At 29.8% G+C, this 21,521-nt stretch carries 23 protein-coding genes; 21 read left to right on the top strand and 2 right to left on the bottom strand.

The window, feature by feature from the left end:
• Nucleotides 1-2: 2 nt before the first annotated feature.
• The 7 genes from cdaA to HGPB_RS00230 all read left to right on the top strand — a co-directional run bounded on the left by cdaA (nucleotide 3) and on the right by HGPB_RS00230 (nucleotide 6,633).
• Nucleotides 3-854, top strand: coding sequence for a diadenylate cyclase CdaA (gene cdaA / locus HGPB_RS00260; protein WP_019131675.1), 852 nt, complete (start codon nucleotides 3-5; stop codon nucleotides 852-854).
• Complete coding sequence (locus tag HGPB_RS00255) at nucleotides 817-2,052, top strand: CdaR family protein (RefSeq protein ID WP_019131674.1); 1,236 nt, start codon at nucleotides 817-819, stop codon at nucleotides 2,050-2,052. Before cdaA ends, HGPB_RS00255 begins: the two co-directional genes overlap by 38 nt.
• Nucleotides 2,053-2,123: 71 nt before the next feature.
• Nucleotides 2,124-3,578, top strand: coding sequence for an IMP dehydrogenase (gene guaB, locus HGPB_RS00250; RefSeq protein WP_019131673.1), 1,455 nt, complete (start codon nucleotides 2,124-2,126; stop codon nucleotides 3,576-3,578).
• A 97-nt stretch (nucleotides 3,579-3,675) separates the two neighbouring features.
• Nucleotides 3,676-4,365, top strand: coding sequence for a response regulator transcription factor (locus HGPB_RS00245; RefSeq protein ID WP_019131672.1), 690 nt, complete (start codon nucleotides 3,676-3,678; stop codon nucleotides 4,363-4,365).
• Between the two features lies 1 nt (nucleotide 4,366).
• On the top strand, nucleotides 4,367-5,785 hold the full coding sequence (locus HGPB_RS00240) for a sensor histidine kinase (RefSeq protein ID WP_019131671.1): 1,419 nt from the start codon (nucleotides 4,367-4,369) through the stop codon (nucleotides 5,783-5,785).
• Nucleotides 5,775-6,332 (top strand): hypothetical protein, encoded by a 558-nt coding sequence (locus HGPB_RS00235; RefSeq protein ID WP_019131670.1) that lies wholly within the window; start codon nucleotides 5,775-5,777, stop codon nucleotides 6,330-6,332. Before HGPB_RS00240 ends, HGPB_RS00235 begins: the two co-directional genes overlap by 11 nt.
• Nucleotides 6,325-6,633 carry a hypothetical protein gene (locus HGPB_RS00230; protein ID WP_019131669.1) on the top strand — a complete coding sequence of 103 codons (309 nt, stop codon included), beginning with the start codon at nucleotides 6,325-6,327 and terminating at the stop codon, nucleotides 6,631-6,633. The genes HGPB_RS00235 and HGPB_RS00230 overlap by 8 nt, the downstream gene beginning before the upstream one ends.
• Here HGPB_RS00230 and HGPB_RS00225 read toward each other — a convergent pair.
• Together HGPB_RS00225 and HGPB_RS00220 are read right to left on the bottom strand one after the other, a co-directional pair.
• On the bottom strand, nucleotides 6,611-6,880 hold the full coding sequence (locus tag HGPB_RS00225) for a GIY-YIG nuclease family protein (protein WP_019131668.1): 270 nt from the start codon (nucleotides 6,878-6,880) through the stop codon (nucleotides 6,611-6,613). The two genes, HGPB_RS00230 and HGPB_RS00225, sit on opposite strands and share 23 nt — an antisense overlap.
• Complete coding sequence (locus HGPB_RS00220) at nucleotides 6,877-7,485, bottom strand: RecX family transcriptional regulator (RefSeq protein ID WP_019131667.1); 609 nt, start codon at nucleotides 7,483-7,485, stop codon at nucleotides 6,877-6,879. The genes HGPB_RS00225 and HGPB_RS00220 overlap by 4 nt, the downstream gene beginning before the upstream one ends.
• Nucleotides 7,486-7,581: 96 nt before the next feature.
• Here HGPB_RS00220 and HGPB_RS00215 point away from each other — a divergent pair, with 96 nt between their 5' ends.
• From HGPB_RS00215 to HGPB_RS00150, 14 genes are all read left to right on the top strand, one after another.
• Nucleotides 7,582-8,019 carry an FHA domain-containing protein gene (locus HGPB_RS00215; protein WP_019131666.1) on the top strand — a complete coding sequence of 146 codons (438 nt, stop codon included), beginning with the start codon at nucleotides 7,582-7,584 and terminating at the stop codon, nucleotides 8,017-8,019.
• A 1-nt stretch (nucleotide 8,020) separates the two neighbouring features.
• A complete protein-coding gene (locus HGPB_RS00210; protein WP_019131665.1) occupies nucleotides 8,021-9,265 on the top strand; it encodes an FtsW/RodA/SpoVE family cell cycle protein in 1,245 nt (414 codons plus the stop codon).
• Between the two features lie 8 nt (nucleotides 9,266-9,273).
• Nucleotides 9,274-10,713 (top strand): peptidoglycan D,D-transpeptidase FtsI family protein, encoded by a 1,440-nt coding sequence (locus tag HGPB_RS00205; RefSeq protein WP_019131664.1) that lies wholly within the window; start codon nucleotides 9,274-9,276, stop codon nucleotides 10,711-10,713.
• A gap of 7 nt (nucleotides 10,714-10,720) precedes the next feature.
• Nucleotides 10,721-11,416, top strand: coding sequence for a 2-C-methyl-D-erythritol 4-phosphate cytidylyltransferase (gene ispD, locus HGPB_RS00200; protein WP_019131663.1), 696 nt, complete (start codon nucleotides 10,721-10,723; stop codon nucleotides 11,414-11,416).
• Nucleotides 11,417-11,896 (top strand): 2-C-methyl-D-erythritol 2,4-cyclodiphosphate synthase, encoded by a 480-nt coding sequence (gene ispF, locus HGPB_RS00195; protein WP_019131662.1) that lies wholly within the window; start codon nucleotides 11,417-11,419, stop codon nucleotides 11,894-11,896.
• Complete coding sequence (gene fsa, locus HGPB_RS00190) at nucleotides 11,896-12,552, top strand: fructose-6-phosphate aldolase (RefSeq protein ID WP_019131661.1); 657 nt, start codon at nucleotides 11,896-11,898, stop codon at nucleotides 12,550-12,552. Before ispF ends, fsa begins: the two co-directional genes overlap by 1 nt.
• 2 nt (nucleotides 12,553-12,554) lie before the next feature.
• Nucleotides 12,555-13,523 (top strand): class II fructose-bisphosphatase, encoded by a 969-nt coding sequence (glpX, locus tag HGPB_RS00185; protein WP_019131660.1) that lies wholly within the window; start codon nucleotides 12,555-12,557, stop codon nucleotides 13,521-13,523.
• Between the two features lie 99 nt (nucleotides 13,524-13,622).
• Nucleotides 13,623-15,239 (top strand): transcription termination factor Rho, encoded by a 1,617-nt coding sequence (gene rho / locus HGPB_RS00180; RefSeq protein WP_081578459.1) that lies wholly within the window; start codon nucleotides 13,623-13,625, stop codon nucleotides 15,237-15,239.
• Nucleotides 15,229-16,005, top strand: coding sequence for a TrmH family RNA methyltransferase (locus HGPB_RS00175; RefSeq protein WP_019131658.1), 777 nt, complete (start codon nucleotides 15,229-15,231; stop codon nucleotides 16,003-16,005). Before rho ends, HGPB_RS00175 begins: the two co-directional genes overlap by 11 nt.
• Complete coding sequence (locus HGPB_RS00170) at nucleotides 15,986-16,690, top strand: DUF6873 family GME fold protein (RefSeq protein ID WP_019131657.1); 705 nt, start codon at nucleotides 15,986-15,988, stop codon at nucleotides 16,688-16,690. Before HGPB_RS00175 ends, HGPB_RS00170 begins: the two co-directional genes overlap by 20 nt.
• A 265-nt stretch (nucleotides 16,691-16,955) precedes the next feature.
• Nucleotides 16,956-18,860, top strand: a complete 1,905-nt coding sequence (thrS, locus tag HGPB_RS00165; RefSeq protein ID WP_019131656.1) for a threonine--tRNA ligase — start codon at nucleotides 16,956-16,958, stop codon at nucleotides 18,858-18,860.
• 106 nt (nucleotides 18,861-18,966) lie between these two features.
• Complete coding sequence (locus HGPB_RS00160; protein WP_019131655.1) at nucleotides 18,967-20,052, top strand: metal ABC transporter substrate-binding protein; 1,086 nt, start codon at nucleotides 18,967-18,969, stop codon at nucleotides 20,050-20,052.
• Nucleotides 20,052-20,705, top strand: coding sequence for a metal ABC transporter ATP-binding protein (locus HGPB_RS00155; protein WP_019131654.1), 654 nt, complete (start codon nucleotides 20,052-20,054; stop codon nucleotides 20,703-20,705). The genes HGPB_RS00160 and HGPB_RS00155 overlap by 1 nt, the downstream gene beginning before the upstream one ends.
• The gene (locus HGPB_RS00150; protein WP_019131653.1) at nucleotides 20,705-21,499 is read left to right on the top strand and encodes a metal ABC transporter permease; all 795 of its coding nucleotides are present in this window, start codon (nucleotides 20,705-20,707) and stop codon (nucleotides 21,497-21,499) included. Before HGPB_RS00155 ends, HGPB_RS00150 begins: the two co-directional genes overlap by 1 nt.
• The last annotated feature ends 22 nt before the right edge of the window (nucleotides 21,500-21,521 follow it).

The raw sequence follows: 21,521 nt of genomic DNA, 5'->3' as shown, positions 1-21,521 counted from the left end.
AAATGAACGTACTTAACTATCTAACAAATATGATTGGAATAAGAGATATACTTGATATAGCTATTATAAGTATAGTTACATACAATTGTTTAAAATTATTAAGAGGAACGCGAGCGGAGCAGCTTGCCAAAGGTATTTTAGTCATACTTATATTAACTAAATTGAGTGAATGGGGACAATTTTATACCACTTATTGGCTTTTAAATAAGCTTATGATTTGGGGTTCTGTTGCTATATTTATAGTATTTCAACCTGAACTTAGAAAAGTGCTAGAAGCCTTGGGAAGAAGAAGTTCTTTAAGATCTAGTTTATATACAGGACAAGAAAAATCAGCAGTTGTGGAAGAATTAGTTGATGCTGTTGCATCACTTGCTAGACAAAAAATTGGAGCTTTGATTATAATTCAAAGACAAACTGGACTAAATGAGATAATAGAAACAGGAACAAAGATTGAGGGATTGGTTTCTAGTGGTCTTTTAATAAATATTTTTATACCAAACACACCACTCCATGATGGAGCAGTAATCATAAAGGGGGATAAAGTTGTTTCTGCAGCTTGTTTTTTACCTCTATCAGATAGTCAAAATATATCAAAGGATTTAGGAACAAGACACAGAGCTGGAATTGGTATATCTGAAAGATCTGACTGTTTAAGTATTATGGTTTCTGAAGAAACTGGGTCAATATCTACAGCTGAAAATGGAGTATTATCAAGATATCTAGACCTAGCAACCCTAGAGGACAAATTGAATAGAGTATATATGCCAAAAATTGAAGAATCAGTTGGATTTTTAAATAAATGGAGGACAAGTTATAATGACTCAAAAAGTAGGGACAAAGAAGAAAAACGATAGAATGCTTTTAATCATTTCTATTCTATTTGCCGTTTTTTTATGGCTTTATGTTAGAAGTGAAGTTGATCCTGAGAAAAGCATTGTAATTAAGGATGTAAGTGTAAGATTAGAAAACTTAGCTGAAATAAAGGCAAATGATTTGGCGGTAGTTTCATCAAGCGATCCAAAAGTTACTGTAAAACTTACTGGTAAACAGTCAAATATTTCAAAAATCAATAGGGACTCAGTCTCAGCATCTGCTGATTTATCTGGGTATTATGCTGGAGAATATAAAATTCCAATTAGAATTCAGGTTGATGGTAACAGCGTTAGTGTAGATTCTAAGAATCCAGAACTAATATCTGTTAAGATCGATAAGGTTGTTAGCAACAAGATGGATTGTAATATTATTACCAAAGGTTCTGTTGCAGAATCTTATGTGTTAGGAAATATAAAAGAATCTGAAGAAGTAGAAGTTACTGGAGCTCAAACTTATGTGGACAAGATAGCCAAGATTACATCTAGTTTTAATGTAGCTGGTAAAAGTGAATCTTCTGTTATGACATCTGTTGTAGAAGCTTTTGATGAAGAAGGAAATAAAATTGATGAAGTTTCTTTCAAACCAGATAAAATAACCTTGGATCTGCCAATATTGAAAACACAAACAATACCTGTGAGATTAAATATAGTTGGCAATATACCAGAGGGAATGGATACAAAAGATTTTTATGTCGAACCAAACTCTGTGACTATTAAGGGAAATTCATCAGTTTTAAAAGAAATTGATGAGTTAACAACAGAAGCTATTGATGCAAACTCTTTAATTAATACACAAAAAACAATTGATGTTAATCTTCCAGATGGAGTGTCTTTAGTAGATAAGGATATTAAATTTGTAGCATCATCTCAGCCAATAACTCTTAAAAAACAAAAAATAAGCATCAATAAAGACGATATAAAAATAGAAAATTTAGATGAAGCCTTTAATTGTATTTTTGAAGATGATGTAAAAATTGATATAATAATAGCACCAAAGGATCCTTTATCTAAATTGGAAGCAAGTAAGGATCAAATATCTGCAAGTGTAAATTTATCAGACCTTCAGGCTGGTAAGCATGATGTAAAATTAAATATAGATGTTGATCAAAAATATAGGATAATATCTATAGAACCAAGTTATCTAAAGATAGAACTTGAAAAAAAGGGTATATTAAACTAAAATGTTTATTTAAATAAAATTTTATTAGAGTTATAATATATAAAAATTGAAAAATTCTAGGAGGGGATTAAGTGCAATTTTTTGGAGACGGTTTAACATTTGATGATATTCTATTACTACCTGATGTTTCGGATATATTACCAAATGATACTGATTTAAGAACAAAACTTACAAACAAAATAATGCTAAATACACCTATTATGAGTGCTGGCATGGATACAGTAACTGAATCAGCTATGGCAATAGCTATGGCAAGAGAAGGTGGAATTGGTATCATTCATAAGAATATGTCAATTGAAGAACAAGCAACAGAAGTAGATAAGGTTAAAAGATCTGAACATGGTGTTATTACAGATCCTTTTTCATTAGAAAAGCACCACACAATTGCTGATGCAGATGCATTGATGGGCAAATATAAAATCTCAGGTGTTCCTATTATTGATAAAAATAATAAACTTGAAGGAATACTAACTAATAGAGATATAAGATTTGAAGATGATTTTTCAAAACCAATATCTGAAGTCATGACTAGAGAAAATTTAGTCACAGGTAAAGAAGGAATTTCTTTAGATGAAGCTTTAGAAATCCTTAAGAGAAATAAAATTGAAAAATTACCTTTAGTTGATGATGAAGGTTATCTAAAAGGTCTTATAACAATAAAAGATATTGAAAAACAAATTGAATATCCAAACTCAGCACGTGATGAGGGAGGAAGATTACTTGCTGGAGCAGCAGTTGGTGTAACTAGTGATGTTTTAGACAGAGTTGAAGCTTTGGTTGCAGCAAAAGTTGATGTTGTTGTAATTGATACAGCACATGGACAATCAAAAAATGTTCTTAATACAATCAAAAAGATTAAGGAAAACTTCCCTGATATTCAATTAATAGCTGGTAATGTTGCGACTTATCAAGGCACAGTTGATTTAATTAAAGCAGGAGCAGATTGTGTAAAAATTGGTATTGGACCTGGTTCAATTTGTACTACAAGAGTAGTAACAGGAATTGGGGTTCCACAAATAACTGCAATCTTAGAAGCATCAAAAGCAGCAAGAGAATACAATATTCCAATTATAGCTGATGGTGGAATTAAATATTCTGGAGATATTACTAAGGCTATAGCAGCAGGTGCAGATTGTATAATGATTGGTTCACTACTTGCTGGAACTGATGAATCCCCAGGAGAAGAAATATATGTTGAAGGAAGAAGATTTAAATCATACAGAGGTATGGGTTCATTAGGAGCAATGAATTCAGGATCAAGTGATAGATATTTCCAAACTGAAACTAAAAAATATGTACCAGAAGGTGTAGAAGGTAGAGTTCCTATTAAAGGAAAAGTTTCAGATGTAATTTATCAATTAGTTGGTGGTTTACGATCTGGTATGGGATATACTGGTAGCCGCAATATTGAAGAATTAAAAACAAAAACTAAATTTGTTAAAATTACACCAGCAACTCTACAAGAAAATCATCCTCACAATATTACAATCACAAGAGAATCTCCAAACTATATTGGAAAATACTAATAAAATAATAATCTCAGACCTATTCGAAAGGATAGGTCTTATTTATTGTCTTTTTTAAGCTTATTAATTATAATGATTATTATAGAAAGGTGATAATATGACAAAAATACTTCTAGTAGAAGATGAAGATTCTATAAGAAAGTTTGTTAAGATAAATTTAGAAAGAGAACACTACAAAGTGTTTGAGGCTGCTAGTGGCGAAGAAGGTTTAGAAGTTGCTAGAAGAGAAAAACCAGAAATTGTAGTTTTAGATATTATGCTTCCTGGCATAGATGGTTTTGAAGTTTGTAGAGTTTTGAGAAATGAATTTCCAGAACTTGGAATAATAATGTTAAGTGCAAAATCTGAAGACTTAGATAAAATTATGGGACTTCAATATGGATCTGATGATTATTTAACAAAACCATTTAACCCAACAGAACTTTCTCTAAGGATAAAGTCTTTGGAAAGAAGATTAGAGATTGATGTAGACAATAGCGACAATGAAATTTTCCAAGGACCTTTTAAACTTGATACATATTCAAGAAAATTTTATAAGGGAGAAAAAGAAATAATACTGACACCAACAGAATATAAGATAATGAAAATATTTATGCAAAACCCTGGCAAGGCTCTAAAAAGGGATGACATTTTAAAAATGGTTTGGGGAGACGAAATAGATATGGATTCTAAAATAGTTGATGTAAATATAAGACGACTAAGATCTAAAGTAGAAGAAAATCCTGCAAAACCTGATTATATTGAAACTGTTTGGGGTCTAGGTTATAGATGGTTTACTGAGGTGTAATTTGAAGAATAGTTTAGGCACAAGATTAGTTAAATCTTTTTTAATCATTATATTTTTTACTGTCTTTACTATTGATTTTTTCTTGATAATTGGTTTTAAGAATTTTTACTATGATAGCATGGAAATTGAAATGGAAAATAGACTTTCCCTATCAATAGATTCTTTTGAAAAATTTTATTCTGATAAAAGTTTAGCTGAGATGCTTGTCAATGATGGAGATTTAGTTTGGCTACATACAAGTTCTGAGGTTCAAATTTTAGATAGAGATGGATATGTTGTATATGATTCAATAGGTGCTCTTCCATCAGACCCGATTAATACAGATGATCTTAAGGCAGCTAAAGAAGATAAATTAAAATCATATGTAGAAAGAAATAATTATACAAAAGAAAAAACTATGTCTCTTACAGGAGAGTTAAAGAATAAAGAAGGATATACGATTGGATATCTAAGATTTATTTCATCTCTGGAACAGACTGATGAGACAATAATTAATACATCTCTTATTCTAATAACTTTTGGTTTAATAGTAATTTTAATAACAACTATTATATCTATAATATTTGCAAATACTATAGTAAAACCAATTAAAGAATTAACTCAAGTTGCCAGCAAGATGGCTGATGGACAATACAAGGTAAGGTCAAATCTAAATTCTAAAGATGAACTTGGACAATTATCCATGACCTTAAATAAGATGGCAGAAGAAATTTTAAATAAAGAACAGATAAAAAATGACTTTATTTCTTCAATCTCTCATGAGTTAAGAACTCCTTTGACATCGATAAAAGGATGGGCAGTAGTTTTAAAGTCGACAGATCCTGCTGATAAACAAATATTTGATGATGGACTTGGAATTATAGAAAATGAATCAGACAGGCTAGCTAAAATGGTTGAAGAATTATTAGATTTTTCAAGATTTATATCTGGTAGAATCCAATTAAATAAGGATGTATTTAATATAACAGATATATGCAACGATGTTGCAAAACAAATGGGTCCTAGAGCTGCATCTGCAAATGTTGATTTTATAAAAGAAATATTAGATGAAAGAATAGTTATAATAGGAGACAAGAATAGGATTAGACAGTTGATAATTAATTTATTGGATAATGCGATTAAATTTTCATCTAAAGAAGGATGGGTTAAATTTAAAACCTATGTAGATAATGATAAATTTAATATGCTTATTTCAGATAATGGTATGGGAATTTCAGAAGAAGATTTGCCACATGTTAAAGATAAATTTTATAAGGGTAAACATTCTAAAAGCCATAGCGGAATTGGTTTATCTATTTCAGATGAAATAGCTAGATTACATGATGGAAGCTTAGAAATTTTTTCTGAATATTCAATTGGGACAACTGTTAAGGTAACAATACCTATTCAAAATAGTGAGGAAAATGTTAATGAAGTCTAAAATAAAGATACTTACTTTGGCTATTTTTTGCTTAATTCTTAGCTCATGCTCTTTAATAGATACAGATTTTTCAAAAATTAAATCTCCGACAGTATCTAAGACTCCAGTAAATGGCAAATGGATCATTACTAAAGTAATTTTCACAGATGATGAACAAGATACAAGTGATATTTTTTCCTATAAAGATTATATAGGCAAGGATGTATTTATTAAAGAAGATGGAATTATAGTTGGAGATAAACTTATTTATAATCCAAACTTTAAGGCGAAAAAAGTTGAATTAGATAGATATATATCTAAAAAATTTGATATTGACCAGAAAAAATTAAATATAAGTGGAGAATATTTATCAATAGTTGATGTATATGATAGAGATAATTTTGTATTTGAAATAATAAAGGTTGATGAAGATAAGGCTTTTATATATGATAATAAAAACTTTATTCAAATTAATAGGATATCAAATGAAATAAAAGAAGAAGAATATGAAACAGTTCTTAAGAGAATTGATCCCAATCAGCAAGGTATAGAGGTGGAAGATGAGTAGTATTATAGAAGTAATAATGAAAAATGATGAGTATATGATTATAACTTTATTGGCGATGTTGGTTGCAATAATACTTACATTTATAGTAAATTTTGCTGCAAAAAAACTAAAATTTGCTAAATATTTACCAGGTATAGTTCTAATATGTATAGGAATTGTATCCTTATTTTCAGTAATATCAAAATTATTTGATCCAAACAGCTTAGATTCATTAATAGTATTTGTTATAAGTTGCGGAAGTGGAATTGTATCCTTATTATTTGCTTTAATTATTGGTATTATTCAAAATGATCTAAATTGAGATCTTTAGAATTTATAAGATCTAATTTTTGATCTCTAGTAAGTTGCTTGATTGAGTATTCTCTTTTTAAAGCATCAGATTTATTATCATAAGTCTCAAAGTATTTTAACTTTACGGGGACTCTACCCCTAGTATACTTTGAGGCTTTTTTTTGATTGTGCATTTTTATTCTGTGTTTTATATCAACAGTATAGCCTGTGTATAGACTTTTATCGCTGCATTCAAGTATATATACATAAAAATTCATTTTATAACTTCTCCAATATTTTTCATAACATAATCAAGGCTATAGCCCTTTGACAATAAATATTTAACTGTTTTTTCGTAGGCATTCTTTGTTGAAGAAACTTTATTATATTTTATTTCTGCATCTTTTAAAAAATTTTCCTTTATTAAATCATCTTCAACTTCTTCCAGGCTGAGATTTATTATTTCAGATGAAACTCCTTTATTTAATAATAAATATTTAATTTTTTCTGGGCCGTACCTATTTATTCTTAGTTTATCACTTATAAAACTGCTAGCATATTGATGATCATCAATATAATTAAATTCTTCTAAATATTTTAAAACCCGATTTATAATTTCAAAATCTAGTCCATCTTCTTTTAAATGGACTGAGATTTCTTTTTTAGTTCTTAATTTTTTTAAAAATTTAAGAGCCTTTTCTGTTGCTTCATACACTTTATTTTCTTCTATAATCTCATTTAGCTCTTTTTTATCAATTTCTTTATCTTTATAGATATTACATTTTATTAAAGTATTTTCATTTATTAAAATCGAAGAATCATCATCAAAAACAAGTTTAAAAAGTTTTTCCTTTTCCTCGTAAATAATCTTTGTAATGTACATAAAATCACCATTTAACATTGTATCATAAATCATTTATATTTAATTTATTTATGATTTGTGATATTATCTATTAAGATAAATATAAGAGGTGTTAAATTGTTTGAATTAATATCAAGAATCCTTAAGTATGTTTTTATTGTTATTATCTATCTGTTTATTTTTAGAATAATAAGACTTATGTACTTGGATATAAAATCTATGGATAAAAAAGGATCATCACTTGATGCAGCTTATTTAAAAGTAGTTAATAGACTTGATTCTCTTAATTTTAAGATGAATGAGTCATACGTTTTGTCGTATGAAACTACAATTGGTAGATCATCAAGGTGTGATATAATCATAAAAGACAAATTTGTCAGTAAGAAACATTTAAAAATCACCGAAGAAAACGGCATGTATTTTATTGAAGATCTTAACTCTGCGAATGGAACTTTCTTAAATGGAGAACAAATCTTTGATATTGTAGAATTAAGAGATGGAGATAAAATAGGAGTTGGTTTTATCCAGTTTATTTTTGTGGATAACAGGGGGTAAAATGTTAGAACGTATATTTAAGACTAGACGACCTAGAGACTTACTTTTAATTTTTGAAATTCTAAGCGTTTTATTATTATTTTTTTTCAATAACACTCATATTGATAAATATATAGCTATACTTTTTTTTGGACTTATCCTAATTATTTATATATCAAATTTTATACTTGGCAGGGTATCATCGGGAGATAATTATATATTCTTGATAGTTTCTATGTTACTCACAATTGGAATTATAACAACTTATAGAACTAATCCAAATCTTGGAATTTTGCAACTTGTTTGGGCCTTGCTTGGTATAACTATGTTTTATATAACATATTTTGCCATGAGAGCCTTTAGGAGATTAGAAAAATATGGAGTCTTTTATTTTGCAATTTCCATATTATTATTTCTTGCCACTGCTATTTTTGGTACTGACCAAGGCATGGGTGCAAAAAACTGGATACAGATATCAAATTTTTCCATGCAACCATCTGAAATAACTAAAATTTTAGTTATGTTTATAATAGCTTCTTATTATTCTTTCTTCCAATATAAAACAAAAATTAATAAATCATACAAGAATTATACTTTGATGTTTGCTATTTATTTTTTAGTAGCTCTATTGTTTATACAAAAAGATTTAGGAACAGCAGTAATATTTCTTGCTATGTATCTTGGAATTTCTTTTATTTATGACGAAGATAAAAAGAATTTATTGATTAATATAGGTCTTCTTCTTGTTGGAGCTTTTCTTGGTTATAAATTATTTAACCACGTTAGAGTTAGGGTTGATATATGGCTTGATCCTTGGAGAGAAGACAGGGTTTATGGAATAGGTCTTCAAATTGTTCAGTCACTTTTTGCGATTGCAGAAGGTGGATTTTTTGGAACTGGTTTGGGTCTTGGTTATCCAAATCTTGTACCAGTTGGTTATTCAGATTTAATATTTTCTATAATTTGCGAAGAAATGGGAATTTTTACAGGAATTGGCATAATTATGCTTTTTATGCTTTTGACTTATAGGGCAATAAAAATCGCCATTGCTCAAGAGTATAAATTTTATAGGATACTGGCTATAGCCGTTGCTATTCTTTTTGCAGTACAAACATTTTTAAATATTGGAGGAGTAATAAAGTTAATTCCTATGACTGGAATTACCTTGCCGTTTGTTTCATATGGTGGATCTTCAATGATATTTAGTTTTATAGCTTTAGGAATACTTCAAGTAACCAGTGAAGATATGTCATATAAATATGAATGAGGTGGACAATGAATATTAAAGAGAATAGAAAAATATTAATTTTATTGGTATTTTTAATAGCTCTATTTATTTCATTAATTATATATTTAAGCTATTTTACAATTTTCAAGGCTCCAAACATAGTAGAACATCCTGCTAATAAGAGGGAAGCTTTAAAAATAGCTCAAATAAAAAGAGGAAATATTTATGATAACAAAGGAGAAATTCTAGCTTATTCTGACGGAGAAAAATACAAATATCAAAGACATTATAACTATCCTTATAGCTATGCTCATGTTGTTGGATATTCAAACAAAGTCAGAGGTAATTCTGGAATAGAATCTTCTTACAATAGATATCTTCTTGGAAAAAATGAACCAGATATAGTTAGAAGTTTTAAAGCATTCTTTAAAAGTGATTATGATAAAGATACAGGTGACAGTATTTATTTAACAACTAATACTGCCATCCAGGAAAGATCCAGACAACTCCTAGAAGAAGTGGGAGAAAAAGCTGCAATTGTAGTTATGAATCCAAAAACTGGAGAAGTTTTATCCTTGGTTTCATATCCAGATTTTAACCTTGAAACGATAGAAAGAGACTATGCAGCTATTGTTGAAAAAAATGAAGGTTCTTTTTATAATTCAGCAATGCAAGGTGGTTTCACACCTGGATCAATACAAAAAATTGTATCAGCTGCATCAATAATAGAAAATGGAATAGATCAGTCTTATGAAGATACAGGAGAAGAAGATGCTGGTGGTTATCCAATCAAAAATGCTGGTGGAAAAACTTATGGCAAGATAGATTTAAATGATGCTATAACTTTTTCTGTAAATACTTATTTTGCTAATAAGGCGGTTGTATTGGGGCAAGAAAAAATGGGAGAAACTGCAGAAAAATTTTTATTTAATAAAGATATTGATTTTGATTTAAATACTACCAATGTTAAATTTTCAAAATCAAAATTCAACTATCAAAGCTGGGATAAACAAGCCCTAGCAGCTGCATCAATTGGTCAAGCAGACGTAACTGTTACTCCACTCCACATGGCTATGATTGCATCAACAATAGCAAACGATGGTAAGATGATGAAACCATATATAGTTTCAAAAGTAGTCGGACAAGATGGAGAAGAGGTTATGACTAGACAACCAGAAATGCTTGTCCAATCCGTATCAAAAGAAACAGCTAATCAAATTAAAGATATGATGATAAATTCAGTTAATAGAGGAACAAGTAAGGCAGCAAGACTTAGATCTTTCCAAATTGCTGGAAAAACTGGTACTGCAGAAAGATCCAAAGAAAAAACAATCAACAATGCTTGGTTTGTTGGTTTTGCACCAGCAGACGATCCACAAATTGCAGTGGCTGTAATTGTTGAAAATGTTGAATATCTGGGTGGAGAAATTGCTGCTCCAATTGCTAAGGATATAATTAGATTTTCTTTAAATGAATTAAACAAGTAGGTTAATTATGATAGAGGGTAAAAAAGTATGTGCCATAATAGCTGCTGCTGGTATGGGAAAAAGAATGAAACATTCTATAAACAAGCAGTTTCTAGAAATAGATAATAAGCCCATTTTGGCTCATACAATAGATAAAATTGAAAATTCAAAATATGTTGATTATATAATTTTATTAATTAAGCAAAATGACATACATTATCTTGGAGAAATTATTAATAAATATAAAATATCTTTGCCCTATAAAATTGTTTATGGAGGAGAAGAAAGACAAGATTCTATTAATAATGCTCTAAACCATATGCCAGATGACTTTGATATAGTTTTAACCCACGACGGAGCAAGGCCTTTTGTAGATGTAGCAAAGATTGACTTAGCTATTGAAACAGCTTTAAAATCTGGAGCATGTTGTTTGGCTAATAAGGTAAAGGATACAATAAAAGTTTCCTACAATGGAAAACAAGTTGCTTATACACCGAATAGGTCAGAACTTTTTGCTGTTCAAACGCCACAAGTCTTTAAAAAAGATATTTTGTTAGCTGCCTATAAGCAAGCCTACAATGAAAATTATTATGGAACAGATGATTGTTCCTTGGTTGAAAAATATGGAAAAAAGATAGAGCTTGTACTTAATGATTATAAAAATATTAAGATAACAACTCCAGAAGATTTAATAATTGCAGAAGCATTAGTTGAGGAAAATTAAATGAAAATTGGAATAGGATATGATGTTCATAAATTAGTTGAGGGAAGAAAACTTTTTATCGGCGGAATAGAAATTGACTACAAATTTGGACTTTTGGGTCATTCTGATGCCGATGTGTTAATCCATGCCATTATGGATGCTATTATAGGAGCCTTGGCTCTTGGTGATATAGGAAAATTATTTCCAGATACTGATGATAAATACAAGGACATAGATTCAAAAATTTTACTAAAAAAAGTTTATGAAATAATGACAGAAAAAAATTATAAAATTACAAATATTGACAGTGTAGTAATTGCTCAAAAACCTAAACTTAAAGATTATATAGAAGATATGAGAGCTTGTCTTTGTGAAATTCTTAATACAGATATAGAAAATGTATCTGTCAAGGCAACAACTACAGAGAAATTAGGCTTTGAGGGAAGAGAAGAAGGAATTGCTGCACAGGCTGTAGTTTTACTCGAAGAAGGAGATTTATAATGAAATTTTTTATTGATACAGCAAGTATAGAAGAAATCAAAGAAATTGATTCTTGGGGAATATTAAGTGGCGTAACAACAAACCCTAGCTTAATAGCAAAAGAAGGCAGAGTTTTTGAAGATGTTGTTAAAGAAATAAGTGAAATTGTAGATGGACCTATATCAGCTGAGGTGACTGCAAGTGAGTGTGATGAAATTGTTAAACAAGCAAGACTACTTGCAAAAATTTCAGATAATATAGTGGTTAAAATTCCAATCACAATTGAAGGCCTAAAGGCTATAAAAATTTTATCAAAAGAAAATATTAAGGTAAATGCAACTTTAATTTTTTCGGTTAATCAAGCAATCCTTGCTGCAAGAGCAGGAGCAAAATATGTCAGTCCATTTATTGGAAGACTAGATGATATTGGTTATGATGGAATGATTTTAATCCAAGAATTATCTAGTGTATTTAAAAATTATAATATAGATACAGAAATCATTGCTGCTAGTATCCGTAATACTGAGCACATACATAAGTGTTTATTAACTGGGGCAGATATTGCAACAATTCCTTATAAGGTTTTTGTTCAGATGATAAAACACCCTTTAACAGATAGTGGTATCGAAAGATTTCTTAGTGACTTTAAAGATGTAAAATCAAAGGGAGGATTTTAAAAATGAACAGAAATTTATCATTAAACTTAGCAAGAGTTACAGAAGCAGCTGCTTTATCTGCAGGAAAGTTCCAAGGTAAGGGAGACAAAAATGGAGCAGACAAGGCTGCAGTCGATGCAATGAGAAGAATGTTTGACCAAATAGAAATAGATGGAATCGTTGTTATAGGCGAAGGAGAAATTGATGAAGCTCCAATGCTTTATATAGGGGAACACATAGGATCAGACTCTAAAGGTTATGACAAGGTTGATATATCAGTTGACCCAATAGATGGCACAACTGCAATTTCAGAAGGTAGATCAAATGCAATTGCTGTACTTGCAGTATCTCCAAGAGGAACAATGCTAAATGCTCCAGATGTATATATGAAAAAAATAGCATGTGGACCAAGAGCAAAGGGATGCATAGACCTAGATGATTCTCCAACAGAAAATATAAAAAGAGTGGCAAAAGCTTTAAATAAAAATGTTAGTGAAGTTACAGTTGCAGTTTTAGATAGACCAAGACATGATGAAATGATAAATGAAATTAGACAACTTGGTGCAAGAATAAAAAAAGTATCTGACGGAGATATTTTAACTGCAATAGAAGCTTGCTTTGATGAATCAGGAATTGATTTAATGATGGGAGTTGGTGGAGCACCAGAAGGTGTAATAGCTGCAGCAGCTTTAAAATGCCTAGGAGGAGACTTCCAAGGAAGACTTAACCCAACTGATGAAGCTCAAAAAGAAAGATGCTTAAAATTACATTCAGACCTAAATAAGATTTACACAATTGAAGATCTTGTTAAGGGAGATGAAGTAATATTCTCAGCAACAGGAGTAACAACTGGCGAAATACTTGAAGGTGTTAAATACCATAAAAACAATATGGCAACAACTGAAAGTTTAGTTTTAAGACTACCAAGTGGAACTGTAAGAAGAATTAAATCAACTCATAAATTATCCCAAAAGCCAGAATATGCTAAATAAAATTAGGAGGATATTTTGAAAGAAGATCGCAATAAAAATAAAAATGATGATGTCTTGCAAAATAAATCACTAGATGAATTAAAAACTATAGCAGTATCAATGGGTTTAAAAGATCATGCATCACTTAATAGGGGAGATTATTATAAATATATAACTGATGGCGAGGAGCCTTTAGTTACTAGTTACACAGAAAAAGAATTACAAGATAATAGTCTAACCGAGTTAAGAGAAATTGCTAAAAATCAAGGAATAGACCAGGCTTATAAATATAAAAAGTCTGAAATTATTGAAAAAATATTAGAAAATCAAATTGAACTTGATAAAGATGATGGCAATGATAATAGAAAAAAATTATTAAAAATGAATCTTGCCAAGCTAAGAGAAATTGCTGATAGTTTAGACATAAAAAAATCATATAAATTTAATAAAAATCAACTTATTGATGAGATTCTAAATATCCAAGATATAGACTTGATGATGGATGAGATGGACAAAAAAGAAGATATTTTAGAAGATCATTCATCAGATAAGGAAGAAATAAATATAGAAGATCTCTCTGACAATGCTACAGAAATCATAGAAGATATGGACAGCATAAATTATGTCGGAGGAATATTAGACCTTCACCAAGATGGTTATGGATTTTTGAGGATCCATAACTATCAACCTAGTGAAGGAGATATTTATGTATCACCATCACAAATTAGAAAATTTAGACTAAGAAATGGCGATGAAGTTACAGGAGTAGTTAGACCATCAAAAGCAAACGAAAGTTACAATGCCTTAATCTATATAAAATCTGTAAATGGACTTGACCCTAGTCTTTCAATCAACAGACCACATTTTGAAAAACTCATACCAATTTATCCAAAACAAAAATTAATTTTAGAAAATACTTCCAACGACACAGCCATGCGTTTGATTGATCTTATTTCGCCTATTGGCAAGGGTCAAAGAGGGATGATTGTATCTCAACCAAAAAGTGGCAAGACAACCCTATTAAAAAAGATAGCAAAATCAATTTCAACAAATTATCCAGAAGTAAAACTTATGGTAGTTTTAATAGATGAAAGACCGGAAGAAGTAACAGATATGATTAGATCTGTCGATGGGGAAGTTGTTTATTCAACCTTTGATGAACAGGCTAAAAACCATATTAGGGTTGCAGAAAATGCTATTGAAAGAGCAAAAAGGCTTGTTGAAAATAAATATGATGTAGTAATTCTTCTTGATTCGCTTACAAGACTTGCAAGAGCCTATAATCTTGTTACTCCACCAAGTGGTAAAACCCTATCAGGAGGTCTAGATCCTTTATCTTTACACAAACCAAAAAGATTTTTCGGAGCAGCAAGAAACATTGAAGAAGGTGGATCTTTAACAATACTTGCAACAACTTTAATTGAAACAGGTTCAAGGATGGACGATATAATTTTTGAAGAATTTAAGGGAACAGGAAATATGGAAGTTCATTTAGATAGGAAATTGTCCGAAAGAAGAATTTTCCCAGCCATAGATATCTATAAATCTGGAACTAGAAAAGAAGAATACTTGCTAGATAAAGATGAGTTAAATTTTGCTTGGGCAGTTAGAAGGGCAATGAATCAAGAATCAAGTCACGAAGTAACAGAAACACTTCTTGATAATATAAATAAGTACAAGACAAATCGAGAATTTATAAAAGCCATGAAAGATAAGTTTAATAAATATGAAAGTTGATAGTGTAATAGAAAGCAAGACAAATAAAAAATATAAATTTTTAAAATCTTTACTAAATAAAAAATTTAGAGAAAAAGAAAAATTATTTTTCGCAGAAGGTGTAAAGGTAATAGAGGAATCTCTAGATTTTGTAAAGCCAGAATTTATAGCTCTAAGCGAAAATTTTGACGATAAAGACTTGATCAAAAAACTCACAGAAAATGCTTGTGAAATTTACTATTTTTCAGAAAAATTATTTAAAAATTTAACCGATACCTTAAATTCTCAAGGTATTATAGGATATTATAAGCAACTTCATATAAGCGGAATAGGTAACATAGAAAAAGGAAAATATTTATACCTAGATCAGTTACAAGACCCTGGCAATATAGGAACTTTAATAAGATCAGCCATAGCATTTAACTTAGACGGGATAATTTTTTCAAGCGACAGTGTAGAAATTTATAATCCAAAACTTATAAGATCTACCATGGCTTCAATCTTTAAAATTAAAATCTACTTGTTAGATAAAAAAGAAGATTTAGAAAAATTAAAGGATAAAAAATTTGAAATTATAACAACAAGCTTGAATTTTAAAAATCCGTCATATAATTATGACTTTTCAGATGATTTTATATTAGTTCTTGGCAATGAAGCCAATGGAGTTTCAGACTATCTTATGTCAATATCTGATAGAAATATTTATATACCAATATCAGAAAATTTAGAATCTTTAAATGTTGGAGTGGCAGGTTCTATAATTATGTATGAAATTAATAGAAAGTGATAATATGCTTGTTTTAGATAAAAAAATAGATAATTACTTTTTAGAAGAACTTAGCAAATTAGATTCATATATTTTAACCAAAGAAAATGAAGATCTTGACGAGAGAATAAATAGCCACCCAGACATGCTTATTAGGAAGTTAGAAGATAGGGACATAATTGTCGATAGGGAAAATCATTCCTACTACAAAGATTTACTCAAGGATTTTAATATTATAAAATCTAGTAAAAAATTAGAGGCTGCTTATCCAAATGATATTGCTCTTAACTTTCTTACTTTTGATAAATATTTTGTCCACAATTTAAAATATACGGATGAATTTGTGATGGATTATTTTAAGAAGAGATCTTATGAATTTATAGATGTCAGCCAAGGCTACACAAAATGTTCTTGTCTGCTTGGTAAAAACTCTCTTATAACATCTGATTTAGGAATTTATAATAAGGTTAAGGACAAGATAAATAGTCTACTTATAGAACATAAACATGTAAAACTTTCTGGATTTGATTATGGTTTTATAGGTGGTGCATCTGGTTTAGTAGATGGAGAAATAATAATTCTTGGGGATTTATCTAAACACCCAAGCTATGAAAAAATTATTAAATTTTTAGATGACAATAATGAAAGTTATAAAATATTAAATAAAAAAGAACTTTCTGATTATGGCAGCATTTTTCAAATCTAAAGCTTGAAAATTTATTTCTATTGTGCTAGTATACATACAATAATGATTCTGATAGGAAGAGTAAATTAAATGATATTATACAGAGATAAGCACAAGGCTGAGAGTGCTTTTAATTAATTTAATTGAAAACTAACCTGGAGAACTTCGCAAAAACGAAGCGCATATCTGCGATAAAGATTTAGAGTTTAATTAAGGTGGAACCACGATCTATCGTCCTTTGGCGATAGGTCGTTTTTTATTTGTTTTTATTTTATGGAGGGAAATCATGATAATAAAATTACCGGACGGATCTATTAAAGAATATGAAGAAAAAAAATCTGTATATGATATTACTAAAGATATTTCAGAAGGCCTAGCTAGAGTTGCACTTGGTGCACTAGTTAATGGAGAAATTAAGGGCATGAAAGAAATTGTAGACCAAGATGCAGACTTCAAAGTTTTAAAATTTGAAGACAAAGAAGGAAAGCAAATATTTTGGCATACAAGCTCACACATAATGGCATATGCAATATCAAGACTATATCCAGATGCAAAATTTGCTATTGGACCTGCAATAGACAATGGATTTTACTATGATATAGACTTAGACCATAAACTTACTCAAGAAGACATACCTGCGATATTAAAAGAGATGAAAAATATTGTAAAAGAAGGCTATGAAGTAGAACATATTCATATGCCAAGACAAGAAGCAATTGATTTTTTCAAAGAAAAGAAACAAGATTACAAACTTGAATTAATAGAAGAATTAGAAGACGAAGAAATTTCAATTTATAAAATAGGAGATTACTACGATCTTTGCAAGGGACCACACCTTGATAATGTTAAAAAAGTTAAGGCAATAGAATTATTATCTATAGCTGGTGCTTACTGGCGTGGAGACGAAAAAAATAAAATGCTTCAAAGAATCTATGGAATTTCATTTGAAAAGAAAAAATTATTAGATGAATACTTAGAAAGATTAGAAGAAGCTGAAAAAAGAGATCACAGAAAATTAGGAAAAGAACTAGACCTATTTACTATGCACGAAGAAGGACCAGGATTCCCATTCTTCCACCCAAATGGAATGATTTTAAGAAATCAACTTTTAAATTGGTGGAGAGATGTTTTAAATGAAAGGGGATACGGAGAAATTCTTACTCCAATAGTTTTAAATGAAGAATTATGGCATAAATCAGGTCACTGGGACCACTACAAAGAAAACATGTACTTTACAAAAATTGATGATGCAGATTATGCAATAAAACCAATGAACTGCCCAGGTTCAACAATTGTTTATTCATCATCACCAAAATCATACAGAGACTTACCATTAAGATTATCTGAATTTGGTCAAGTTCATAGACATGAACTTTCTGGAGCTCTACACGGTTTATTCAGAGTAAGAACATTTACTCAAGATGATGCCCATGTTTTCTGCCTACCTTCTCAAGTAGAAGAAGAAGTATTTAAAATAATTGAACTTGCTGATTATTTATATTCTACATTTGGATTTAAATATACAGTAGAATTATCAACTAGACCAGATGACTTTATGGGAGATATAGAAACTTGGAACCAAGCTGAAGAAGCTCTTAAAAAAGCCCTAGAAGATAAGGGAATGGAATACACAATCAACGAAGGTGACGGAGCTTTCTACGGACCAAAGATTGACTATCACCTAGAAGATGCAATAGGAAGAACTTGGCAATGTGGTACTATCCAACTAGATTTCCAAATGCCTGAAAACTTTGACTTAACTTATATTGATGAAAATGGACAAAAGGCAAGACCAGTAATGCTACACAGAGCCCTATTTGGATCTATTGAAAGATTTATGGGTATTTTAATTGAACACTTTGCTGGAAAATTCCCACTTTGGTTATCTCCAGTTCAAATAGAAATAATTCCTGTATCTGAAAAATTCATTGATTATGCAAAAGATCTTCAAAAGAAATTTAAAGATGCTGGATTTAGAGTTAACTTAGATGATAGAGCTGAAAAAGTTGGTTATAAGATTAGACAAGCTCAATTAAAGAAAATTAACTACATGCTTGTAGTTGGACAACAAGAAGTTGATTCTAATAAATTAGTTGTTAGAGCAAGAGATGGCGAAGAAATTAAAGATGTATCAGTAGAAGACTTTATTGAAAAGTTAAATAAAGAAGTAAAAGAAAAAACTATAAAATAATTGAAGTATGAAGCTTGTTTCATATGAATTAAATTTCAATTTTTTTCCTGATAAGAGTGTTGTAGAATATGTAACTAGATGAAAATTAATTAATCAGGAGGAAAAAATGAAAAAATTTACAAAAATAACTTTAGTTTTAATGCTAGTATTTGCATTAGCATTAACAGGATGTACACAAAAAGAAAGTGCAGAAGATTCTGGAAAGCCTAAAGTCTATACAACAATATATCCAGTTTATGAATTTACAAAAATGATAGCTGGAGATAAAGCTGATGTAGAACTTTTAATTCCAACAGGACAAAGCCTTCACGACTGGGAACCAGGACAAAATGACATGCTAAAATTAGAAAAAGCAGATATGTTAGTCTATAACGGGGTTGGTCTTGAATATTGGTTAGATGATATTACAAGTGCGCTTGATAATAAAGACCTTGTAAAGGTTGATACAAGTAAAAACTTAGATTTAATTGAATTAGATCATGACCATGATCACGAACATGAACATGAACATGAAGACGAAGATCATGAACATGAAAATCACAACCATGATAATCACAATCATGAAGCAAATGAACACAATCATGAAGCAGATAGTCATAATCATGATAATCACAACAAGCAAGCAGAAAATCATGAACACGAACATGAACATCACCACCATCACCATGGGAAATATGATCCACATGTTTGGCTAGATCCTAAAAACGCTATAATTCAATTAAGAAATATATGCGATGCATTTGTAGCACAAGATCCTGAAAATAAAGACTTTTATGAAGCAAACTTTGAAGCATCAAAAGAAAAACTTGAAGAATTAGATAGTCTTTATAGAACTGAGTTAGCTGGTCTTAAAAATTCTACAATTGTAGTTTCTCATGAAGCCTATGGATATTTATGTAAAGAATATGGACTTCAACAAAAGGGAATCCAAGGAATATTTGAAGAAAGCGAACCAGATTCAAAAACAATTGCAGAAATTATTGATTTGGTAAAGAATGAAAATATTAGCACAATATTTACAGAAGAATTGATAGACACAAAAGTAGCTGATTCAATCTCAAGTCAAACTGGTGCAAAGACAGAATATCTAAATCCTTTAGAAGGACTATCTCAAGAAGAAGTAGATAATAATATGGATTATTTTTCAATAATGAAGAGTAATTTAGAAAAATTAGTAGGTGCATTGAAATAGTGGATGAAATTCTTTTTAGCATTAAGAACTTAAGCTTTGGATATAGGAAAGAAAAGCTTTTTGATAATATTAACTTTAATATGTATAAGGGCGAATTTTTAGCCCTACTTGGATCAAATGGGTCTGGGAAAACTAGTCTTATAAAGTTGATATTAGGACAAGAAATCCCAAGTGAGGGTCAGGTAATTTTTGAGGATAAAGATTTAAATATAGGATATGTTCCTCAAATAAATCCAGGATCATCTTATAATTTTCCAATTACTTGCTCTGAACTTGTTTCCTTATCACTTTACAAAGACCTTAAGGGTTTTAAAAGAATTAATCCAACTATAAAAGAAAGAATTTATAACTCACTTAAACAAGTGGGCATGCAAGATTATAAAGATAAGCTTTTTCAAGACTTATCTGGTGGACAAAGACAAAGAGTTTTGATTGCCAAAGCTCTTGTCTCTCGTCCTGATTTTATTATTTTAGATGAACCAACAAATGGTGTGGATAAAGATGCAAAAAAATCAATTTATGAATTATTAAACCACATTAATAAATTTCATAAGATTAGCATTTTAATAGTTACCCATGAGTTAAGAGATGTAGACCAATATATTTCTAGAAAAGTTATTTTAGATAATGGTCAAATAGTAAGGGATGAGTAATGGAAATTTTTCAATATACATTTATGAATAAGGCCTTAATCGTCGGCTTGCTATTGTCAATAATAATTCCTTTTATTGGGGTTGTTGTTGTAAATAAAAAAATATCACTTGTTGGAGATGCTTTATCGCACGTTTCTCTTTCAGGAATAATGATAGGATTAGTTGCTGGAGTTTCACCGACCATAGTTTCGATTTTTGTTTGTGTTATTGCTGTTTTATTTTTGGAATTTATAAGAAATAAATTTCCTAGTTATCAAGAAATATCAACTGCAATAATTATGTCGACTGGTATCGGTCTTGCTTCTTTGATGTCAGGTTTTGTAAAGACTGCTGCTAATTTTGAATCTTATTTATTTGGATCTATACTTGCGATTAGTAATTTTGAATTTATCTTAATAATAATCTTATCTATTTTTGTATTTTTAACCTTTGTCTATTTATACAGAGAGCTTATGAGCATATGCTTTGATGAAGTGTCTGCTAGGATTTCTGGCATAAATGTAAATCTTATAAATACAATTTTTATGATTTTAATAGCTATTACAATTTCAATCTCAGCAAGAATTATTGGTATACTTATTATTTCATCTTTGATGGTAATACCGGTTGCTTGCGCTATGAGATTTAAGTTTGGTTATTTTAAAACTGTTGTGCTTTCATCAGTATTTGGTTTATTTTTCACCATGGCAGGTTTGTTTATTTCCTTTTATCTTGGACTAAAACCGGGTGGTACAATTGTTTTAATAGCAGTTTTGACTTTGGTAATAATTTTAATTTCAAAAAATAATAAATAAATTTTAAAGAAAAGTTTTTTGC

The organism is Peptoniphilus obesi ph1 (assembly GCF_000311865.1).
Lineage (GTDB): Bacteria > Bacillota > Clostridia > Tissierellales > Peptoniphilaceae > Peptoniphilus_E > Peptoniphilus_E obesi.
Note: the sequence above shows the minus strand (reverse complement) of the source record. Positions and strands in the feature narration are given on the sequence as shown.

What these genes read in the sequence shown, in the direction of transcription:
- HGPB_RS00210 (WP_019131665.1), top strand. Translation starts at nt 8,021, where the DNA reads ATGTTAGAACGTATATTTAAGACTAGACGACCTAGAGACTTACTTTTA.
- HGPB_RS00170 (WP_019131657.1), top strand. Translation starts at nt 15,986, where the DNA reads ATGAAATTAATAGAAAGTGATAATATGCTTGTTTTAGATAAAAAAATA.
- HGPB_RS00245 (WP_019131672.1), top strand. Translation starts at nt 3,676, where the DNA reads ATGACAAAAATACTTCTAGTAGAAGATGAAGATTCTATAAGAAAGTTT.
- fsa (WP_019131661.1), top strand. Translation starts at nt 11,896, where the DNA reads ATGAAATTTTTTATTGATACAGCAAGTATAGAAGAAATCAAAGAAATT.
- cdaA (WP_019131675.1), top strand. Translation starts at nt 3, where the DNA reads ATGAACGTACTTAACTATCTAACAAATATGATTGGAATAAGAGATATA.
- HGPB_RS00220 (WP_019131667.1), bottom strand. Translation starts at nt 7,485, where the DNA reads ATGTACATTACAAAGATTATTTACGAGGAAAAGGAAAAACTTTTTAAA.
- HGPB_RS00160 (WP_019131655.1), top strand. Translation starts at nt 18,967, where the DNA reads ATGAAAAAATTTACAAAAATAACTTTAGTTTTAATGCTAGTATTTGCA.
- ispD (WP_019131663.1), top strand. Translation starts at nt 10,721, where the DNA reads ATGATAGAGGGTAAAAAAGTATGTGCCATAATAGCTGCTGCTGGTATG.
- rho (WP_081578459.1), top strand. Translation starts at nt 13,623, where the DNA reads ATGGGTTTAAAAGATCATGCATCACTTAATAGGGGAGATTATTATAAA.
- glpX (WP_019131660.1), top strand. Translation starts at nt 12,555, where the DNA reads ATGAACAGAAATTTATCATTAAACTTAGCAAGAGTTACAGAAGCAGCT.
- ispF (WP_019131662.1), top strand. Translation starts at nt 11,417, where the DNA reads ATGAAAATTGGAATAGGATATGATGTTCATAAATTAGTTGAGGGAAGA.
- HGPB_RS00255 (WP_019131674.1), top strand. Translation starts at nt 817, where the DNA reads ATGACTCAAAAAGTAGGGACAAAGAAGAAAAACGATAGAATGCTTTTA.
- HGPB_RS00175 (WP_019131658.1), top strand. Translation starts at nt 15,229, where the DNA reads ATGAAAGTTGATAGTGTAATAGAAAGCAAGACAAATAAAAAATATAAA.
- HGPB_RS00150 (WP_019131653.1), top strand. Translation starts at nt 20,705, where the DNA reads ATGGAAATTTTTCAATATACATTTATGAATAAGGCCTTAATCGTCGGC.
- HGPB_RS00230 (WP_019131669.1), top strand. Translation starts at nt 6,325, where the DNA reads ATGAGTAGTATTATAGAAGTAATAATGAAAAATGATGAGTATATGATT.
- HGPB_RS00205 (WP_019131664.1), top strand. Translation starts at nt 9,274, where the DNA reads ATGAATATTAAAGAGAATAGAAAAATATTAATTTTATTGGTATTTTTA.
- HGPB_RS00235 (WP_019131670.1), top strand. Translation starts at nt 5,775, where the DNA reads ATGAAGTCTAAAATAAAGATACTTACTTTGGCTATTTTTTGCTTAATT.
- thrS (WP_019131656.1), top strand. Translation starts at nt 16,956, where the DNA reads ATGATAATAAAATTACCGGACGGATCTATTAAAGAATATGAAGAAAAA.
- HGPB_RS00225 (WP_019131668.1), bottom strand. Translation starts at nt 6,880, where the DNA reads ATGAATTTTTATGTATATATACTTGAATGCAGCGATAAAAGTCTATAC.